The sequence below is a fragment of the Citrobacter freundii complex sp. CFNIH4 genome (assembly GCF_002934505.1).
In the GTDB taxonomy this organism is placed as follows: domain Bacteria; phylum Pseudomonadota; class Gammaproteobacteria; order Enterobacterales; family Enterobacteriaceae; genus Citrobacter; species Citrobacter freundii.
Window position 1 is genome coordinate 3,156,396 of record NZ_CP026231.1, and the last position, 16,210, is coordinate 3,172,605.

A 16,210-nucleotide genomic window follows, 5' to 3' on the forward strand; every position below is an offset into this window, starting at 1 on the left:
ATCATGCAACTTAACGATCCAACCTTATTTCGCCAGCAGGCATTGATCGACGGCAACTGGCGTGACGCCAACAGCGGCGAGACCATCGCGGTGACCAATCCCGCCAACGGTCAGAAATTGGGTAGCGTACCTAAAATGGGGGCAGATGAAACCCGCGAAGCGATTAACGCCGCAAACCGCGCTCTGCCGGCCTGGCGTGCGCTGACTGCCAAAGAGCGAGCCAATATCCTGCGCCGCTGGTTCAACCTGATGATTGAGCATCAGGACGATCTCGCCCGCCTGATGACCCTGGAACAGGGTAAACCGCTGGCGGAGGCCAAAGGCGAAATCACCTATGCCGCCTCATTTATTGAGTGGTTTGCCGAAGAGGGTAAACGCATCTATGGCGATACAATTCCTGGTCATCAGGCCGATAAGCGTCTGATCGTCATCAAGCAGCCGATCGGCGTTACCGCCGCGATTACGCCGTGGAACTTTCCCTCAGCGATGATCACCCGCAAAGCCGGTCCGGCGCTGGCAGCAGGCTGTACGATGGTGCTTAAACCCGCCAGCCAGACCCCCTACTCCGCACTGGCGCTGGCAGAACTGGCTAATCGCGCCGGGATCCCGGCAGGCGTTTTCAGCGTGGTGACCGGTTCTGCGAGCGCGGTCGGTAACGAGCTGACCGGCAACCCGCTGGTGCGCAAACTGTCATTTACCGGCTCAACCGAAATTGGCCGTCAGTTAATGCAGCAGTGCGCCAAAGACATCAAAAAGGTATCGCTAGAACTGGGCGGCAATGCGCCGTTTATCGTCTTTGACGATGCCGATCTTGATAAAGCCGTGGAAGGTGCGCTGGCCTCGAAGTTCCGTAACGCCGGGCAAACCTGCGTCTGCGCCAACCGCCTGTACGTGCAGGACGGTGTGTATGAGCGTTTTGCCGAAAAACTTCAGCAGGCGGTGAGCAAACTGCATCTCGGCGATGGTCTGCAACCTGACGTCACTACCGGACCGCTGATCGACGATAAAGCGGTTGCCAAAGTGCAGGAACACATCGCCGATGCTCTGGATAAAGGCGCGCGCATTATCGCGGGCGGTAAACCTCATGCGCTCGGCGGTAACTTCTTCCAGCCCACCATTCTGGTAGATGTGCCTGACAACGCGAAGGTTGCCAAAGAAGAGACGTTCGGACCGCTGGCTCCGCTGTTTCGTTTTAAAGACGAAGCCGACGTCATCGCTCAGGCCAACGACACCGAGTTTGGTCTGGCCGCCTATTTCTACGCCCGTGATTTAAGTCGCGTCTTCCGCGTTGGCGAAGCGCTGGAGTACGGCATCGTCGGGATTAACACCGGCATTATCTCCAACGAAGTCGCCCCGTTTGGGGGAATCAAAGCCTCCGGTCTTGGCCGTGAAGGATCAAAATACGGCATCGAAGACTACTTAGAAATCAAATATATGTGCATCGGCCTTTAATAAAATAAATACTGGAGAACACCTGATGAGCACCAACAAAGAACTTATGCAACGTCGCAGCAACGCCGTTCCCCGTGGCGTAGGCCAGATCCACCCTATTTTTGCCGAGCGTGCAGAAAACTGTCGGGTCTGGGACGTTGAAGGCCGTGAATTCCTTGACTTTGCTGGCGGTATTGCAGTGTTGAACACCGGTCACCTGCACCCGCAGATCGTCTCTGCGGTAGAAGCGCAGTTGAAAAAGCTGTCCCATACCTGTTTCCAGGTACTGGCCTATGAGCCATACCTGGAGCTGTGCGAAATCATGAATAAGAAAGTGCCGGGTGATTTCGCCAAGAAAACCCTGCTGGTGACCACCGGTTCTGAAGCGGTAGAAAATGCGGTGAAAATCGCCCGCGCCGCCACCAAACGCACCGGCACAATCGCCTTCAGCGGTGCTTACCACGGCCGTACCCACTACACCTTGTCACTGACCGGGAAAGTGAACCCATACTCTGCCGGAATGGGGCTGATGCCGGGCCACGTGTATCGCGCACTTTATCCTTGCCCGCTGCACGGCATCAGTGACGACGATGCTATCGCCAGTATTCACCGCATTTTCAAAAACGATGCCGCGCCAGAAGACGTCGCCGCCATCGTAATTGAACCCGTCCAGGGCGAAGGTGGTTTTTACGCCGCTTCCCCTGCTTTTATGCAACGTCTGCGCGCTATTTGTGACGAACACGGGATCATGCTGATTGCTGATGAAGTACAGAGCGGTGCGGGTCGCACCGGTACGCTGTTTGCCATGGAGCAGATGGGCGTTGCGCCCGATCTCACCACCTTCGCTAAATCCATCGCCGGAGGCTTCCCGCTGGCAGGCGTGACCGGACGCGCCGATGTCATGGACGCTATTCCACCGGGCGGTCTGGGCGGTACCTATGCAGGTAACCCAATTGCCTGTGCCGCTGCGCTGGCGGTACTAAACATTTTCGAGCAGGAAGATCTGCTGCAAAAAGCCAACGAGCTGGGGCAAACCCTGCGTGAAGGCCTGTTGGCTATCGCGGAAACCCACCGCGAGATTGGCGACGTACGCGGGCTGGGCGCGATGATTGCTATCGAACTGTTCGAAGACGGCGATCGCACGAAGCCCGATGCCAAACTGACAGCTGAAATCGTCGCTCGTGCCCGCGATAAAGGGCTAATCCTGCTCTCCTGCGGACCTTACTACAACGTGCTGCGCATTCTTGTCCCGCTGACTATTGAAGATGCGCAAATCCGCCAGGGGCTGGACATTATCGCCCAGTGTTTTGCCGAGGCAAAGCAGGGTTAAACCCGTATCAAAACGGGGAGTTTTAAGCCGGATAAGGCGGAGCCGCCATCCGGCAAACAGGGTCAATAACAATAATACGCGTGCCCCGGCGCGGGAATGCCGGGGTGCTCTCCCAAGTGAAATACTTTCGAGAGGTTTAAAGATGGGGCAAGTGTCACAATCACATGATTTAGGGGGCGGGCTGAAATCACGCCACGTCACCATGCTGTCTATTGCCGGGGTAATCGGCGCAAGTCTGTTTGTCGGTTCAAGCGTGGCGATTGCAGAAGCCGGCCCCGCAGTATTATTAGCCTATCTGTTCGCCGGATTGCTGGTGGTGATGATTATGCGCATGTTGGCCGAAATGGCCGTCGCCACACCGGATACCGGTTCTTTTTCCACATACGCCGATAAGGCCATCGGCCCTTGGGCAGGTTACACCATCGGCTGGTTGTACTGGTGGTTCTGGGTGTTGGTTATACCGCTGGAGGCGAATATCGCCGCCATCATTCTTCACTCCTGGGTGCCTGGTATTCCTATCTGGCTGTTTTCTCTGGTTATCACGCTGGCATTAACCGGCAGTAATTTGCTGAGCGTCAAAAATTATGGTGAGTTCGAGTTCTGGCTGGCGCTGTGCAAAGTGATTGCCATTCTGGCGTTTATAACCCTCGGCGCAGCGGCGATTAGCGGTTTCTACCCTTATGCCGATGTCAGCGGGGTTTCGCGCTTGTGGGATCAGGGCGGCTTTATGCCCAACGGTTTTGGCGCCGTGATCAGCGCAATGTTAATCACCATGTTCTCCTTTATGGGCGCAGAGATAGTTACCATCGCCGCCGCCGAATCCGATACCCCGGATAAACATATCGTTCGCGCCACCAACTCGGTTATCTGGCGTATCTCCATCTTCTATCTGTGCTCTATTTTTGTGGTGGTGGCGCTGATCCCGTGGAACATGCCGGGACTGAAAGAAGTCGGTTCTTACCGCTCGGTACTGGAGCTACTGCATATCCCGCACACGAAACTGATCATGGATTGCGTCATTTTGCTGTCGGTGACTAGCTGTCTCAACTCCGCGCTGTATACGTCCTCGCGTATGCTCTACTCCCTGAGCCGCCGTGGCGATGCCCCCGCTTTTATGGGTAAAACGAACCGCAGTAAAACGCCTTATGTGGCGGTGTTGCTGTCTACCGGTGCCGCATTCCTCACCGTCATCGTCAACTATTACGCCCCGGCCAAGGTGTTTAAATTCCTGATCGACAGTTCCGGTGCCATCGCACTGCTGGTCTATCTGGTCATTGCTGTTTCTCAACTGCGGATGCGTAAAATCCTGCTAGCGCGAGGCGGCGAAATTAAACTGAAAATGTGGCTCTATCCGTGGCTTACCTGGCTGGTCATCGCATTTATTATCTTTGTGCTGGTGGTCATGCTGTTTCGCCCGGCACAACAGCTGGAAGTTATCTCTACCGGATTGTTAGCCATAGGAATTATTTGCACCGTGCCCATTATGTCACGCTGGAAAAAACTGCTATCGTGGCAAAAAGCACCATTGCAAAATACGCATTAAACCTGTTCCCGGCGCAGGCCGGGAAATCCTTTCAGGAGTATGACCATGACCGCCATTCCCCAACCGACGGCCATTGATGGATACCGCTGGCTGAAGAACGACATCATCCGCGGTGTGTATCAGCCTGATGAAAAACTGCGTATGAGCCTGCTGACCTCACGCTATGAGCTTGGCGTGGGACCGCTACGCGAAGCGCTTTCGCAGTTAGTTGCCGAGCGGTTGGTGACGGTAGTAAATCAGAAAGGGTATCGTGTTGCCCCGATGTCAGAGCAGGAGTTGCTCGATATTTTCGATGCCCGCGCCAATATGGAAGCCATGCTGGTCGCGCTGGCCATTGAACGCGGCGACGATGCCTGGGAAGCTGAAATTCTGGCGCGCGCGCATATGCTTAGTAAGCTTGAAGCCATTGATGCCAGCGAACAGATGCTCGACGAGTGGGATCAGCGCCATCAGGCGTTTCACTCGGCGATTGTCGCTGGCTGTGGTTCACAATATCTGCTGCAAATGCGCGAACGACTGTTCGATTTGGCGGCGCGCTACCGGTTTATCTGGCTGCGAAAAACGGTGCTGTCGGTGGAGATGCTGGAAGACAAACACGATCAGCACCAAACGTTGACCGAAGCAATTCTTGCACGCGATGCCGCGCGCGCCAGCGAATTAATGCGCCAGCACCTGCTGACGCCGATTCCGATTATTCAACAGGCGATGTCCGGTAAATTGCTGACGGAATAAGCCTGAATAATATTACTGCTCCGGAATACGTAACACCTGCCCAGGATAGATTTTATCCGGACTTTTCAGCATTGGTTTATTCGCTTCAAATATCTGGTTATACAGGTTGGCATTACCGTAAACCTGTTTAGCAATAGCGCTCAGGGTATCCCCTGATTTCACGGTATAAAACTGGCTTTCGCTCGCGGGCGCAGAGGTTTTAACCTGATCATCTACGCTGGCAATACCGGAGATATTACCAATCGCGATCAGAATTTTTTCTTTCGCCTCCTGACTTAATCCATCACCAGAAACAGTGGCTTTGCCTTCGTTAATTTGCACGTCCACTTTATCCGCATCAGGGATGCCAGTTTTGTTCAGGTGTTCCTGCACTTTTTTTGCCAGATCGGCTGTGTCATGGTTTCCAGTGACCGCATCCCACAGTTTTTCACCCGCATCTTTTACAAAATTGAAGAGTCCCATATCCACCTCGGTAATTAACAATTAACACCCAAAAGTGTAGCAGAGGAGAAAGGGGGCCAAAGAAAACGGCGCCAAAGCGCCGTAGTTGAAAGGAATTAATTACGCGTCTGTATCCAGAAGGCATGGATCAAACCAGGGATGTAGCCCAGCAGCGTCAGAACGATATTGAGGATAAATGCCCAGCCGAACCCCTTCCCCAGCAGCACGCCAAGCGGGGGCAGAATAATAGTAAAAACGATTCTCCAGAAACCCATACACACTCCCTACAAGCAAAAAATTAATCATTGTTTAAAAAGAGATTTTATCTCTAAGAGTAGCCATTCTACCCAACTCCGCCAGCATTCCGCGGCTGTTTTACCCTCCTTTACGCTCTTTACGCTGGCGTACGTTGGTTGTTTATTTTAGAATGTGCTTAATTTAGATTGTGCTTAAATACATATGACTGAACTTGAACAATTCCAGGCCAGCGCAGAACAAGCTGCCGCCCTGCTAAAAGCGATGAGTAACCCGAAACGGTTGCTGATTTTGTGCATGCTCTGCGGTTCACCCGGTACCAGCGCAGGCGAGTTAGCCCGTGTTACCGGCCTTAGCCCTTCCGCCACTTCCCAGCATCTGGCGCGTATGCGTGAAGAAGGTCTGATAGAAAGCCAGCGCGATGCCCAGCGCATCCTCTACTCCATTAAAAATGCGGCAGTGAATTCGCTGATCGCCACATTAAAAACACTGTATTGCCCATAAGGAGCCATCATGACTATTGGGACGATTTCCCCGCGCGAGGCGCAGACACTGGTCGCGCAAGGTGCAAAACTGATTGATATCCGCGACGCTGACGAGTATCTGCACGAGCATATTCCTGAGGCTCATCTGGCGCCGTTGCCCGCGCTTGAGCAGGGATCGCTGCCTGCGAATTTACGCGCCGAGCAGGTGATTTTTCACTGCCAGTCAGGCAAACGTACACAAAATGCGGCAACAAAACTGAGCGCCATTGCTGCGCCCGCGCAGGTCTGGCTGCTGGAAGGTGGAATTGACGGCTGGAAAGCCGCAGGGTTGCCGGTGACGAAAGACAGTTCACAACCGTTACCGCTGATGCGTCAGGTGCAGATAGCCGCAGGTAGCCTTGCCTTACTCGGTGTTATTCTGGGTTACACCGTCAGCAGTGCTTTCTTCCTGCTGAGCGGTTTTGTCGGGGCCGGGATGATTCTCGCTGGCGTGACCGGCTTTTGCGGCATGGCGCGTCTGCTGGACAAAATGCCCTGGAACCGACGTACTCATTAAGCGGTAATCATTGAAACAGCACTGTACCCGCCGGTTGACGTGATCTATGGTGAGTTCTGCGATAAATGATAAATAAAGGAGCGCAACAATATGTTTAAACCTGGCGATCTGGTTCAACCGCGTATGGGCGGTCCAAAACTGAAGGTTGTTGAAGTCAATGACGATCAAATTGTGGCGGTACAAGCCAGTAATGAAAACGGTGATAAATTCACGCTGAAAGCAGCTGATGTCACGCGATATACCGAAGAGGGTGATTTCGGCGTTTGCTGAAAATAAGCGGTGAGGATCTCCTCACCGCCTTCGTAATTAGATCAGAAAGTCATCAAGAGATTTACCGGTAGCCAGCGCCTGGGCAATTGGCTTCGGTGTGCGACCTTGCCCAGTCCATGTTTTCGTTTCACCATTGAGATCGATAAAACGATATTTCGCCGGGCGCGGTTGGCGTTTTTTAACTGAACGTGTCGTAGCCGGTGTTATGCTCAGCAGCTCCTCCGGGCTGATCCCGTCTGCCTGCATCTGCGCCAGCAAGGCATTAATTTTTGCCTGCTGTTCTGCGCGTTGGCGCTGTAGCTGTTCTTCTTCATCGCGCCGTTCTTTGGTCACTACCCTGAATTTTTCAAGCATATCTTCCAGTACATCAACGGAAAATTCACGAGCCATTGCACGCAGCGAGCGGATATTATTTAAGTTTTTTAACATTGAACTCATATTAACAAAACCTCTTTAACGTAAAACATAAAAATGGTATTACGCTAAATATTGTATGCAACTGATTATTATATTTCCAGTCTAATTTATTCGCAGGTCATTAAACAAATAGCCAACTCTGATATTTATAGCATCCATTCTGCTATCGCTCAGACAATATATTCTATGACCCTGATTGCAGCTTTGAATATACCTGCAAGGTATCTCAGTGCGTCACTTAAGAAACAGGCCATAGCATCGCGTGGAACCAACGAGTATACATATTGCACATCAGTCAACATTCAGAAAAGGAGCGCAAAAATTTCAGAAAAACAAGAAAAAATAACTCTTTGATCTAAAAGAATTTTAATTAACACAGCAACGAAAACACCAAAACGAACAAAAAACAAACCATTACAGAGCATTTTATCGACAAAAAGACAATAAATAAAAATTTTAAGCTAGTTGCTAGTTATTATCCAGGCAGATATCCTATTAAAACGCGAAAGCAGCAAGACAAATCACTAGCAGTTAAGGTATTCAAAACCTTTTTCCCCCTTTTTACAAGGAGCATTAACATGTTCTCTCCGCAGTCACGCTTGCGTCATGCAGTAGCAGACACGTTCGCGATGGTTGTTTATTGTTCTGTCGTGAACATGTTGATCGAAATATTCCTTTCTGGAATGAGCTTCGAACAGTCGCTGTATTCCAGATTAGTCGCTATCCCTGTCAACATACTGATCGCGTGGCCATACGGCATGTACCGTGATTTGTTCATGCGCGCGGCGCGTAAAGCCACGCAGGCAGGATGGGCAAAAAATCTGGCGGATGTGCTGGCTTATGTCACCTTCCAGTCGCCGGTGTATGTGATTATTCTGCTGACGGTTGGCGCGGACTGGCACCAGATTACGGCTGCAGTAAGTTCGAACATCGTGGTATCAATGCTGATGGGCGCTGTCTATGGCTACTTTCTTGATTATTGCCGCCGCTTGTTTAAGGTCAGCAGCTATCATCAGGCTAAAGCCTGACACGCTTCTTCGCGACTGGCACTGCCAGTCGCGTTATTAGTTAGAATTAACGTCGCCAAACAACCCGCTCAGATAACGCTCAAGCGCAATACGCGAGCTAAAGCCATGCGGAATACCATAATGCTCATGAGTATCTCCGGCTAAATACAGCGGGAATTGCTGGTAATGATCGCAGGTTTTAATATCCGTCGCCGGTTCTGCCAGCGAAGAGCTGCGCTCTTTTAGCGTGGGATGGATAATTAATGCGGTACGTCCCATGCGTGCTTCACGGTTAACGTACACATAATTTTCGCCACGACGATAGCCGTACGTTTTCTGCGTCACTACATCAACGGTAAAGCCCACTTTTTCAAGTACGCGCGCCACCTCATCAGGTCGTAAATACATATTATTTTCCTCGTTATCTTTTACTGCGGGCTTACCTTACCTGATTCAGCATTAGCAACGCTTTCAGAAAAGTCCATAAACGGGTGGCGATGGTGGGACGCATATCGTAAGAACCTTATATACCCTAAATAATTCGAGTTGCAGGAAGGCGGCAAGGGAGCGAATCCCCAGGAGCTTACTAAAGTAAGTGACTGGGGTGAACGAACGCAGCCAACGCACATGCTACTTGAAGTATGACGGGTATAGATTTATGTCAGCGCCATCCGCAGTTGGTACGCCGCCTGTTGCGCCATTTCCGCCGAGCTGATATTGGTAAATGACAGCAATATTCCCCCCTTTCCTTCTGACGTTATTCGCCAGCGGCTTAACGCCTGAACAGCTAACCCGGCCTGATTCGCTTTACGCACCAGCGCAACATCATCTCCGTCCACACTCATCACCAGTTGAATCCCACCTTCCTGAGGAATGACGCTAAATCCTTGTTCGGTCAGGGCGTTTTCCATCCATTGTCGTCGTTCGGCATAATGTTGTCGCATACGTTTTAAGTGTCGCCAGAAGTGGCCGTCTCGCATAAAATCCGCCAGCGTTTGCTGCCATAGAACCGGGACGCTACAGGCCGTTAGCGCCGCTTGTTGGCGAAAGTGTTCAACCTGGGTCAGGGGCACCACCAGCCATGCCGTACGCAAAGCCGGAAACATCGATTTGCTGAACGTTCCGGCATAAATCACCCGCTGGGGCGCATCCAGACTTTTTAGCGGCGGCAACGGCTTACCGTGGTAACGAAATTCACTGTCATAGTCATCTTCGATTACCCACGCCTGCGCACGAGTCGCCCACTCCAGCAACTGGTGGCGACGGTCTAAAGACAGTGCTACTCCCAGTGGGCTTTGATGTGCGGGAGTGAGCAGTACAAAACGCGCCTGCGGGTAGTCGCGAATCCCGGCGCTGACATCCAGACCATCGGCATCCACCGCTACCGGCTTCAACTCAATGCGTTCTTGAGCCACCACGGGCCGAATCAGCGGAAAGCCGGGATCTTCGACCCACATTCCCTCTCCGGGATGCGCCAGAGCGCGCAGGATTAACGTCATTGATGCCGCATAACCTGAAGTGATAAAAATCTGCTCTGGCTGGCATTCAATGCTGCGTGAGACCCGCAGGTAATCCACAATCGCCTGACGTAACGCCCGCTCGCCACACACATCGCCCACCGCCAGATCAAAACGCGTTTGGGTGCGCAAACGCCGTCCCATCACCCGCGCCCAGACTTCGCGCGGAAAAAGATCGAGTGCGGGTAATCCCATCTGAAAAGTTTGCGGTCTGGGATTTTCTCCGGCAAAGATGGCAGGAGATGCAGACGCCCTTTCTGGTTGCAGTTGCTCACTGACAAACGTTCCTGCCTGTCCACGCCGCGCGAGCCAGCCCTGCGCCACCAGCTCTGCATAGGCATTTTCCACCGTCGAGCGTGATACTCCCAGCTCCTGGGCCCAGGTCCGACTGGAGGGCAATCTGGTACCGGGCTTGAGTTCACCTTTCTCAATTGCGTTTTTTAACTGACGGGCGATTTGCTGATAGCGCGGCATTTATGGTCTGCTTTTTTGGTAACAATATGGCTCTCTGTAGCAGTCCATTATAGTGCTACATTGCGGCTCATCCAAACGAGGAGAAATACCATGACCATGTTACGCCAGCCCTATTATGAACTCAGCCCCGAAATCTATAACGCTCTGGTTCAGGCAAGCAAAGCGCTGGAGAACTGCGCGCTGGAACCTACGCTGACGGAACTGATTTACCTGCGGGTCTCGCAAATCAACGGCTGCGCCTTTTGTCTGGAAATGCACAGTAAAGCACTGCGCAAATCCGGAGTTGCGCAGGCCAAACTGGATGCGCTGGCAGGCTGGCGGGTGAGTCACCACTTCAGCGAGCAGGAACGTGCGGCGCTGGCGTGGGCCGAATCGGTCACTCAAATTGCCACTAGTCACGCCGAAGATGACGTTTATCTGCCGCTGCTCGACCATTTCAGCGCGAAAGAGATTAGCGACCTGACATTTGCCATTAGCCTGATGAACTGCTTTAACCGCCTGGCGGTGGGGATGCGCATGTGATTCTGCGCTTCCGGATGGCGGCATAAACGCCTTATCCGGCCTGGGAAGTGCTTTCCTGTAGGCCGGATTAGACGCGACGCGCGCCATCCGGCAACCTGCGATGGTACATATCACTTCCCCTGCCATGCCCATAACCCAGCCCATCATCAATCTAAAATTCCCATATCTTGTATGGTTGAATCTTTTTAAAACTACATCTAGTATCTTTCCTATCAGGACACACACAACCCGACGCCCTCTATCGCGCCGATCTTTTATTTTTAAATAGAAATACGAATCATGCGTATTATTATTTACACTCGCAATAACTGTGTTCAGTGCCATGCCACCAAACGGGCAATGGAAAGCCGTGGTTTTGACTTTGAGATGGTAAACGTCGATTTACAGCCCGATTTGGCTGATAACCTGCGCGATCAAGGGTTTCGCCAGTTACCGGTCGTAGTCGCGGGTGAAACCAGTTGGTCAGGGTTTCGCCCGGACATGATCAACCGTCTGCATCCGGAACACCGTGTGGCCAGCGCATGAGTCAGCTCGTCTACTTCTCCAGCAGCTCCGAAAATACGCACCGCTTTATGCAGCGTCTGGGGCTGCCTGCCATCCGCATTCCGCTTAACGAACGCGAGCCGATCCGGGTAGACGAACCTTACATATTAATCGTGCCGTCCTACGGCGGCGGCGGCACTGCTGGCGCGGTCCCAAGACAGGTGATCCGCTTTTTAAACGATACGCACAACCGGGCGTTAATCCGTGGAGTGATCGCCTCAGGCAATCGTAATTTCGGTGACGCCTACGGTCGCGCGGGTGATGTCATCTCACAAAAATGCGGCGTGCCGTGGCTCTATCGCTTTGAGCTGATGGGCACCCAAAGCGATATCGACAACGTTCGAAAAGGAGTGAGCGAATTTTGGCAACGACAACCGCAGAACGTGTAATGCAGCCAACGCTGGATTATCACGCCCTGAACGCCATGCTGAATCTGTATGATAAAGCCGGGCGCATTCAGTTCGACAAAGACCATCAGGCGGTGGAGGCTTTCTTTGCCGCACACGTCCGCCCCAACTCGGTGGCGTTTGCCAGCCAGCAGGAGCACCTGGAAACGTTGGTGGATGAAGGCTATTACGATGCCAGCGTGTTAGCCCGCTACGATCGCGCGTTCGTGCTGAAGCTATTCGCCCACGCCCACGCCAGCGGATTCCGTTTCCAGACGTTCCTCGGCGCATGGAAGTTCTACACCAGCTATACGTTGAAAACGTTCGACGGTAAGCGCTATCTCGAAGACTTTGAGGATCGGGTAACGATGGTGGCGCTCACGCTGGCGCAGGGCGATGAAGCACTCGCGATGCAACTGACCGATGAAATGCTCTCCGGGCGCTTTCAGCCCGCCACACCAACCTTTTTAAACTGCGGTAAACAGCAACGCGGTGAGCTGGTCTCCTGCTTCCTGTTGCGTATTGAAGACAACATGGAGTCTATTGGTCGGGCGGTCAACTCCGCACTTCAGCTCTCCAAACGCGGCGGCGGCGTGGCATTTTTGCTCTCCAACCTGCGCGAGGCAGGTGCGCCCATTAAACGCATTGAGAACCAGTCCTCTGGGGTGATCCCGGTAATGAAAATGCTGGAAGATGCGTTTTCTTATGCGAATCAACTCGGGGCACGTCAGGGCGCAGGCGCGGTGTATTTGCACGCACACCATCCGGATATTTAATGAGATGGTCACTCCCTCCTTCCCGGTATTATGCTGAGGACAGGCTTTCATTCGGAGAACTATCATGGAAAACATTGCGCTCATTGGTATCGATCTGGGTAAAAACTCTTTCCATATTCATTGCCAGGATCGTCGCGGGAAGGCTGTTTACCGTAAAAAATTTACCCGGCCAAAGTTGATCGAATTTTTGGCGACATGCCCCGCTACAACCATCGCAATGGAAGCCTGTGGCGGTTCTCACTTTATGGCACGCAAGTTGGAAGAGTTGGGGCATTCCCCAAAGCTGATATCACCACAATTTGTCCGCCCGTTCGTTAAAAGCAATAAAAACGACTTTGTCGACGCCGAAGCTATTTGTGAAGCTGCATCGCGTCCGTCTATGCGTTTTGTGCAGCCCAGAACGGAATCTCAGCAGGCAATGCGGGCTCTGCATCGTGTCCGTGAATCCCTGGTTCAGGATAAGGTAAAAACAACCAATCAAATGCATGCTTTTCTGCTGGAATTTGGCATTAGCGTTCCCCGAGGAGCTGCCGTTATTAGCCGACTGAGTACCCTTCTTGAGGACAATAGTTTGCCTCTTTACCTCAGCCAGTTATTGCTGAAATTACAACAGCATTATCACTATCTTGTTGAGCAGATTAAAGATTTGGAATCCCAGTTGAAACGAAAGTTGGACGAAGATGAGGTTGGACAGCGCTTGCTGAGCATTCCCTGCGTCGGAACACTGACAGCGAGTACTATTTCAACTGAGATTGGCGACGGGAAGCAGTACGCCAGCAGCCGTGACTTTGCGGCGGCAACAGGGCTTGTACCTCGGCAGTACAGCACGGGAGGTAGGACGACATTGCTGGGAATTAGTAAGCGAGGTAATAAAAAGATCCGAACTTTGTTGGTTCAATGTGCCAGGGTATTCATACAAAAACTGGAACACCAGTCTGGCAAATTGGCCGATTGGGTCAGGGATTTACTGTGCCGGAAAAGCAACTTTGTCGTCACTTGTGCTCTGGCAAACAAGCTGGCCAGAATAGCCTGGGCCCTAACGGCACGACAGCAAACTTATGTAGCATAACGGCAGAAATACACCGGTTTAAAGAATTACTGATCTGGTTTTGCGAATACTGATATTGATGATACTAACGGCCCACCGGCCTGTTGAGGAACCTGTAAAACGGAAAGGCTCATTGAAGCCGTATATTTTCTGGAGGTTCATCAGGCGCGGAACTCATCAAGGCGCGGGAATAAAATCCCATTCAGACGCCGGATAGATTCAAGCAAGCCAACTTGTCGTCAAAATCGGTGTTGCAAAAACGGGAGTGACCATAGATTACGTTTTCTCGATACTAAACGTGAAAACGCCGACGAAAAAATCCGTATCAAAACGCTCTCGCTTGGCGTGGTGATCCCCGACGTCACCTTCCGGCTAGCGAAAGAAAATGCCCGGATGGCGCTGTTCTCACCGTATGACGTGGAACGGATTTTCGGCAAACCGTTCGGTGATATCGCCGTGAGTGAGCGGTATGACGAACTGGTGGCCGACGAACGCGTGCGCAAAAAATACATTAACGCCCGCGAATTCTTCCAGCGGCTGGCCGAGATCCAGTTTGAGTCTGGTTATCCTTACATCATGTTTGAAGATACGGTGAATCGCGCCAATCCGATTGCCGGTCGGATCAATATGAGCAACCTGTGCTCGGAGATTTTGCAGGTTAACAGTGCCTCCACCTACGATGAAAATCTCAATTACGCGCAGATCGGGCACGATATCTCCTGCAATCTCGGCTCCTTGAACATTGCCCATACCATGGATTCACCCGATTTTGGTCGCACCGTGGAAACGGCGGTTCGCGGCTTAACCGCCGTTTCGGACATGAGCCATATCCGCAGCGTGCCTTCGATCGACGCCGGGAACAGCGCGTCGCACGCGATTGGTCTTGGGCAGATGAATCTGCACGGGTATCTGGCGCGGGAAGGGATCGCCTACGGCTCGCCGGAAGGGCTGGATTTCACCAATCTCTATTTCTACACCATCACATGGCATGCGCTGAATACGTCAATGAAGATCGCTCGCGAGCGGGGTCAAACCTTTGCCGGATTCAAACAGTCACGCTACGCCAGCGGCGAGTATTTTAACCAGTATCTGCAGGGCGACTGGCAGCCAAAAACCGACAAGGTCCGCACATTGTTTGCCGTCAGCGGCATTACGCTGCCGACGCGCGAGATGTGGGAGCAACTGCGTGAAGATGTGATGCGCTACGGTATTTACAACCAGAATTTACAGGCGGTTCCGCCCACCGGTTCTATCTCCTACATCAACCATGCCACGTCAAGCATTCACCCGATCGTGTCGAAAGTGGAGATTCGCAAAGAGGGCAAAACCGGGCGCGTTTACTACCCTGCCCCGTTTATGACCAATGAGAATCTGGCCTTGTATCAGGATGCCTACGAGATCGGTCCACAAAAAATCATTGATACTTACGCTGAAGCAACGCGGCATGTCGACCAAGGGCTTTCACTGACGCTCTTTTTCCCCGATACCGCCACCACGCGCGATATCAACAAAGCGCAGATTTACGCCTGGCGTAAGGGCATCAAATCCCTGTACTACATCCGACTACGCCAGCTGGCGCTGGAAGGCACCGAAATCGAAGGCTGCGTGTCATGCGCGCTGTAAGGAGAAGAAAATGACATTATCCCGCGTGAGCGCCATCAACTGGAACAAGATTGAGGATGATAAAGATCTTGAGGTATGGAACCGTCTGACCAGTAACTTCTGGCTCCCGGAAAAGGTCCCGCTCTCCAATGACATTCCGGCCTGGCAAACGTTGAACGCAGCCGAACAGCAGCTAACAATCCGCGTTTTTACCGGGCTGACGCTGCTCGACACCATTCAGAATGTTGCCGGAGCACCAGCGTTAATGACTGATTCGTTAACGCCGCATGAAGAGGCGGTGCTGTCGAATATCAGCTTTATGGAGGCGGTGCACGCCCGTTCCTATAGCTCTATTTTCTCCACCCTTTGCCAGACCAAAGATGTGGATGCAGCTTACGCCTGGAGTGAAGAAAATACCCCACTCCAGCGCAAGGCGCAGATCGTTTTGGCACATTACGCCAGCGACGAACCGTTGAAGAAAAAAATAGCCAGCGTGTTTCTGGAATCCTTCCTGTTCTATTCTGGCTTCTGGTTACCGATGTATTTCTCCAGTCGCGGTAAACTGACCAATACCGCCGATCTCATTCGTCTGATCATTCGTGATGAAGCGGTTCATGGGTATTACATTGGTTATAAATATCAAAAAGGTCTGGAGCATATTTCCGAATCAGCACGCGACGAGTTAAAGCATTTTGCCTTTGACCTGTTGATGGAATTGTATGATAACGAAGCGCGTTATACGGAAGAATTGTATGCAGAGACCGGCTGGGTGGATGACGTCAAAGCCTTCCTTTGTTACAACGCCAATAAGGCATTAATGAATTTGGGATATGGTGATGCTGCCAACTTACTGATTTAGTGTATGATGGTGTTTT

The 16,210-nt window shown here is 52.1% G+C and carries 17 protein-coding genes and 3 pseudogenes; 15 read left to right on the forward strand and 5 right to left on the reverse strand.

From position 1 onward, the window contains the following. Positions 1–3: 3 nt before the first annotated feature. The 4 genes from gabD to csiR all read left to right on the forward strand — a co-directional run bounded on the left by gabD (position 4) and on the right by csiR (position 5,036). On the forward strand, positions 4–1,452 hold the full coding sequence (gene gabD / locus C2U41_RS16115) for an NADP-dependent succinate-semialdehyde dehydrogenase (RefSeq protein ID WP_003846020.1): 1,449 nt from the start codon (positions 4–6) through the stop codon (positions 1,450–1,452). A gap of 25 nt (positions 1,453–1,477) precedes the next feature. Further along, entirely contained in the window at positions 1,478–2,761 is a 1,284-nt protein-coding gene (gene gabT, locus C2U41_RS16120) for a 4-aminobutyrate--2-oxoglutarate transaminase (RefSeq protein ID WP_046670394.1), read from the forward strand. Positions 2,762–2,903: 142 nt separating this feature from the next. Next, entirely contained in the window at positions 2,904–4,304 is a 1,401-nt protein-coding gene (gabP, locus tag C2U41_RS16125; protein WP_103849468.1) for a GABA permease, read from the forward strand. Between the two features lie 45 nt (positions 4,305–4,349). After that, positions 4,350–5,036: a DNA-binding transcriptional regulator CsiR gene (gene csiR, locus C2U41_RS16130; protein ID WP_003037236.1), complete on the forward strand. Its 687-nt coding sequence runs from the start codon at positions 4,350–4,352 to the stop codon at positions 5,034–5,036. 12 nt (positions 5,037–5,048) lie between these two features. Here csiR and lysM read toward each other — a convergent pair whose 3' ends face one another. Both lysM and C2U41_RS16140 read right to left on the reverse strand, forming a co-directional pair. Next, complete coding sequence (lysM, locus tag C2U41_RS16135; RefSeq protein WP_003037241.1) at positions 5,049–5,498, reverse strand: peptidoglycan-binding protein LysM; 450 nt, start codon at positions 5,496–5,498, stop codon at positions 5,049–5,051. A gap of 95 nt (positions 5,499–5,593) precedes the next feature. Continuing rightward, a complete protein-coding gene (locus tag C2U41_RS16140; protein WP_003037242.1) occupies positions 5,594–5,752 on the reverse strand; it encodes a YqaE/Pmp3 family membrane protein in 159 nt (52 codons plus the stop codon). A 184-nt stretch (positions 5,753–5,936) separates the two neighbouring features. Here C2U41_RS16140 and C2U41_RS16145 point away from each other — a divergent pair, with 184 nt between their 5' ends. The 3 genes from C2U41_RS16145 to C2U41_RS16155 all read left to right on the forward strand — a co-directional run bounded on the left by C2U41_RS16145 (position 5,937) and on the right by C2U41_RS16155 (position 7,043). Beyond that, positions 5,937–6,236, forward strand: a complete 300-nt coding sequence (locus C2U41_RS16145; protein WP_096878955.1) for an ArsR/SmtB family transcription factor — start codon at positions 5,937–5,939, stop codon at positions 6,234–6,236. Between the two features lie 9 nt (positions 6,237–6,245). Next, complete coding sequence (locus tag C2U41_RS16150; protein WP_103849172.1) at positions 6,246–6,773, forward strand: rhodanese family protein; 528 nt, start codon at positions 6,246–6,248, stop codon at positions 6,771–6,773. Between the two features lie 90 nt (positions 6,774–6,863). Next, complete coding sequence (locus C2U41_RS16155) at positions 6,864–7,043, forward strand: hypothetical protein (protein WP_003037253.1); 180 nt, start codon at positions 6,864–6,866, stop codon at positions 7,041–7,043. 36 nt (positions 7,044–7,079) lie between these two features. Here C2U41_RS16155 and stpA read toward each other — a convergent pair whose 3' ends face one another. Next, entirely contained in the window at positions 7,080–7,481 is a 402-nt protein-coding gene (gene stpA, locus C2U41_RS16160) for a DNA-binding protein StpA (protein ID WP_003839690.1), read from the reverse strand. 557 nt (positions 7,482–8,038) lie between these two features. On the opposite strand from stpA, the gene alaE reads away from it, so the two are divergent. Then, positions 8,039–8,488 (forward strand): L-alanine exporter AlaE, encoded by a 450-nt coding sequence (gene alaE / locus C2U41_RS16165; protein ID WP_003037259.1) that lies wholly within the window; start codon positions 8,039–8,041, stop codon positions 8,486–8,488. Between the two features lie 36 nt (positions 8,489–8,524). On the opposite strand, the gene C2U41_RS16170 is transcribed toward alaE, so the two are convergent. Beyond that, positions 8,525–8,875, reverse strand: a complete 351-nt coding sequence (locus C2U41_RS16170) for a DUF2002 family protein (RefSeq protein WP_044699663.1) — start codon at positions 8,873–8,875, stop codon at positions 8,525–8,527. A 248-nt stretch (positions 8,876–9,123) separates the two neighbouring features. Further along, entirely contained in the window at positions 9,124–10,458 is a 1,335-nt protein-coding gene (pdxR, locus tag C2U41_RS16175; protein WP_048217216.1) for a MocR-like pyridoxine biosynthesis transcription factor PdxR, read from the reverse strand. Between the two features lie 90 nt (positions 10,459–10,548). Here pdxR and C2U41_RS16180 point away from each other — a divergent pair, with 90 nt between their 5' ends. The 7 genes and pseudogenes from C2U41_RS16180 to nrdF form a co-directional block, all read left to right on the forward strand. Further along, positions 10,549–10,980 (forward strand): carboxymuconolactone decarboxylase family protein, encoded by a 432-nt coding sequence (locus C2U41_RS16180; RefSeq protein ID WP_003037267.1) that lies wholly within the window; start codon positions 10,549–10,551, stop codon positions 10,978–10,980. 279 nt (positions 10,981–11,259) lie between these two features. Next, positions 11,260–11,505, forward strand: a complete 246-nt coding sequence (nrdH, locus tag C2U41_RS16185; RefSeq protein ID WP_003037270.1) for a glutaredoxin-like protein NrdH — start codon at positions 11,260–11,262, stop codon at positions 11,503–11,505. Continuing rightward, positions 11,502–11,912: a class Ib ribonucleoside-diphosphate reductase assembly flavoprotein NrdI gene (nrdI, locus tag C2U41_RS16190; protein WP_003037273.1), complete on the forward strand. Its 411-nt coding sequence runs from the start codon at positions 11,502–11,504 to the stop codon at positions 11,910–11,912. Before nrdH ends, nrdI begins: the two co-directional genes overlap by 4 nt. Next, positions 11,885–12,682: pseudogene (locus tag C2U41_RS16195) on the forward strand (ribonucleotide reductase N-terminal alpha domain-containing protein); the annotation flags it as partial. The gene nrdI and the pseudogene C2U41_RS16195, both read left to right, overlap by 28 nt. A 67-nt stretch (positions 12,683–12,749) precedes the next feature. Continuing rightward, the gene (locus C2U41_RS16200) at positions 12,750–13,754 is read left to right on the forward strand and encodes an IS110-like element IS4321 family transposase (protein WP_022542389.1); all 1,005 of its coding nucleotides are present in this window, start codon (positions 12,750–12,752) and stop codon (positions 13,752–13,754) included. Between the two features lie 255 nt (positions 13,755–14,009). Next, positions 14,010–15,356, forward strand: a pseudogene (nrdE, locus tag C2U41_RS16205) (class 1b ribonucleoside-diphosphate reductase subunit alpha); the annotation flags it as partial. A 10-nt stretch (positions 15,357–15,366) separates the two neighbouring features. After that, positions 15,367–16,167 (forward strand): annotated as a pseudogene (gene nrdF, locus C2U41_RS16210) (class 1b ribonucleoside-diphosphate reductase subunit beta); the annotation flags it as partial. Between the last annotated feature and the right edge of the window lie 43 nt (positions 16,168–16,210).

Bases quoted from the DNA above. Each gene is read 5' to 3' on its own strand.
- C2U41_RS16145 (WP_096878955.1), top strand. From the start codon at position 5,937: ATGACTGAACTTGAACAATTCCAGGCCAGCGCAGAACAAGCTGCCGCC.
- gabP (WP_103849468.1), top strand. From the start codon at position 2,904: ATGGGGCAAGTGTCACAATCACATGATTTAGGGGGCGGGCTGAAATCA.
- C2U41_RS16170 (WP_044699663.1), bottom strand. From the start codon at position 8,875: ATGTATTTACGACCTGATGAGGTGGCGCGCGTACTTGAAAAAGTGGGC.
- nrdI (WP_003037273.1), top strand. From the start codon at position 11,502: ATGAGTCAGCTCGTCTACTTCTCCAGCAGCTCCGAAAATACGCACCGC.
- stpA (WP_003839690.1), bottom strand. From the start codon at position 7,481: ATGAGTTCAATGTTAAAAAACTTAAATAATATCCGCTCGCTGCGTGCA.
- alaE (WP_003037259.1), top strand. From the start codon at position 8,039: ATGTTCTCTCCGCAGTCACGCTTGCGTCATGCAGTAGCAGACACGTTC.
- C2U41_RS16150 (WP_103849172.1), top strand. From the start codon at position 6,246: ATGACTATTGGGACGATTTCCCCGCGCGAGGCGCAGACACTGGTCGCG.
- gabT (WP_046670394.1), top strand. From the start codon at position 1,478: ATGAGCACCAACAAAGAACTTATGCAACGTCGCAGCAACGCCGTTCCC.
- C2U41_RS16180 (WP_003037267.1), top strand. From the start codon at position 10,549: ATGACCATGTTACGCCAGCCCTATTATGAACTCAGCCCCGAAATCTAT.
- C2U41_RS16140 (WP_003037242.1), bottom strand. From the start codon at position 5,752: ATGGGTTTCTGGAGAATCGTTTTTACTATTATTCTGCCCCCGCTTGGC.
- nrdH (WP_003037270.1), top strand. From the start codon at position 11,260: ATGCGTATTATTATTTACACTCGCAATAACTGTGTTCAGTGCCATGCC.
- csiR (WP_003037236.1), top strand. From the start codon at position 4,350: ATGACCGCCATTCCCCAACCGACGGCCATTGATGGATACCGCTGGCTG.
- pdxR (WP_048217216.1), bottom strand. From the start codon at position 10,458: ATGCCGCGCTATCAGCAAATCGCCCGTCAGTTAAAAAACGCAATTGAG.
- C2U41_RS16200 (WP_022542389.1), top strand. From the start codon at position 12,750: ATGGAAAACATTGCGCTCATTGGTATCGATCTGGGTAAAAACTCTTTC.
- lysM (WP_003037241.1), bottom strand. From the start codon at position 5,498: ATGGGACTCTTCAATTTTGTAAAAGATGCGGGTGAAAAACTGTGGGAT.
- gabD (WP_003846020.1), top strand. From the start codon at position 4: ATGCAACTTAACGATCCAACCTTATTTCGCCAGCAGGCATTGATCGAC.
- C2U41_RS16155 (WP_003037253.1), top strand. From the start codon at position 6,864: ATGTTTAAACCTGGCGATCTGGTTCAACCGCGTATGGGCGGTCCAAAA.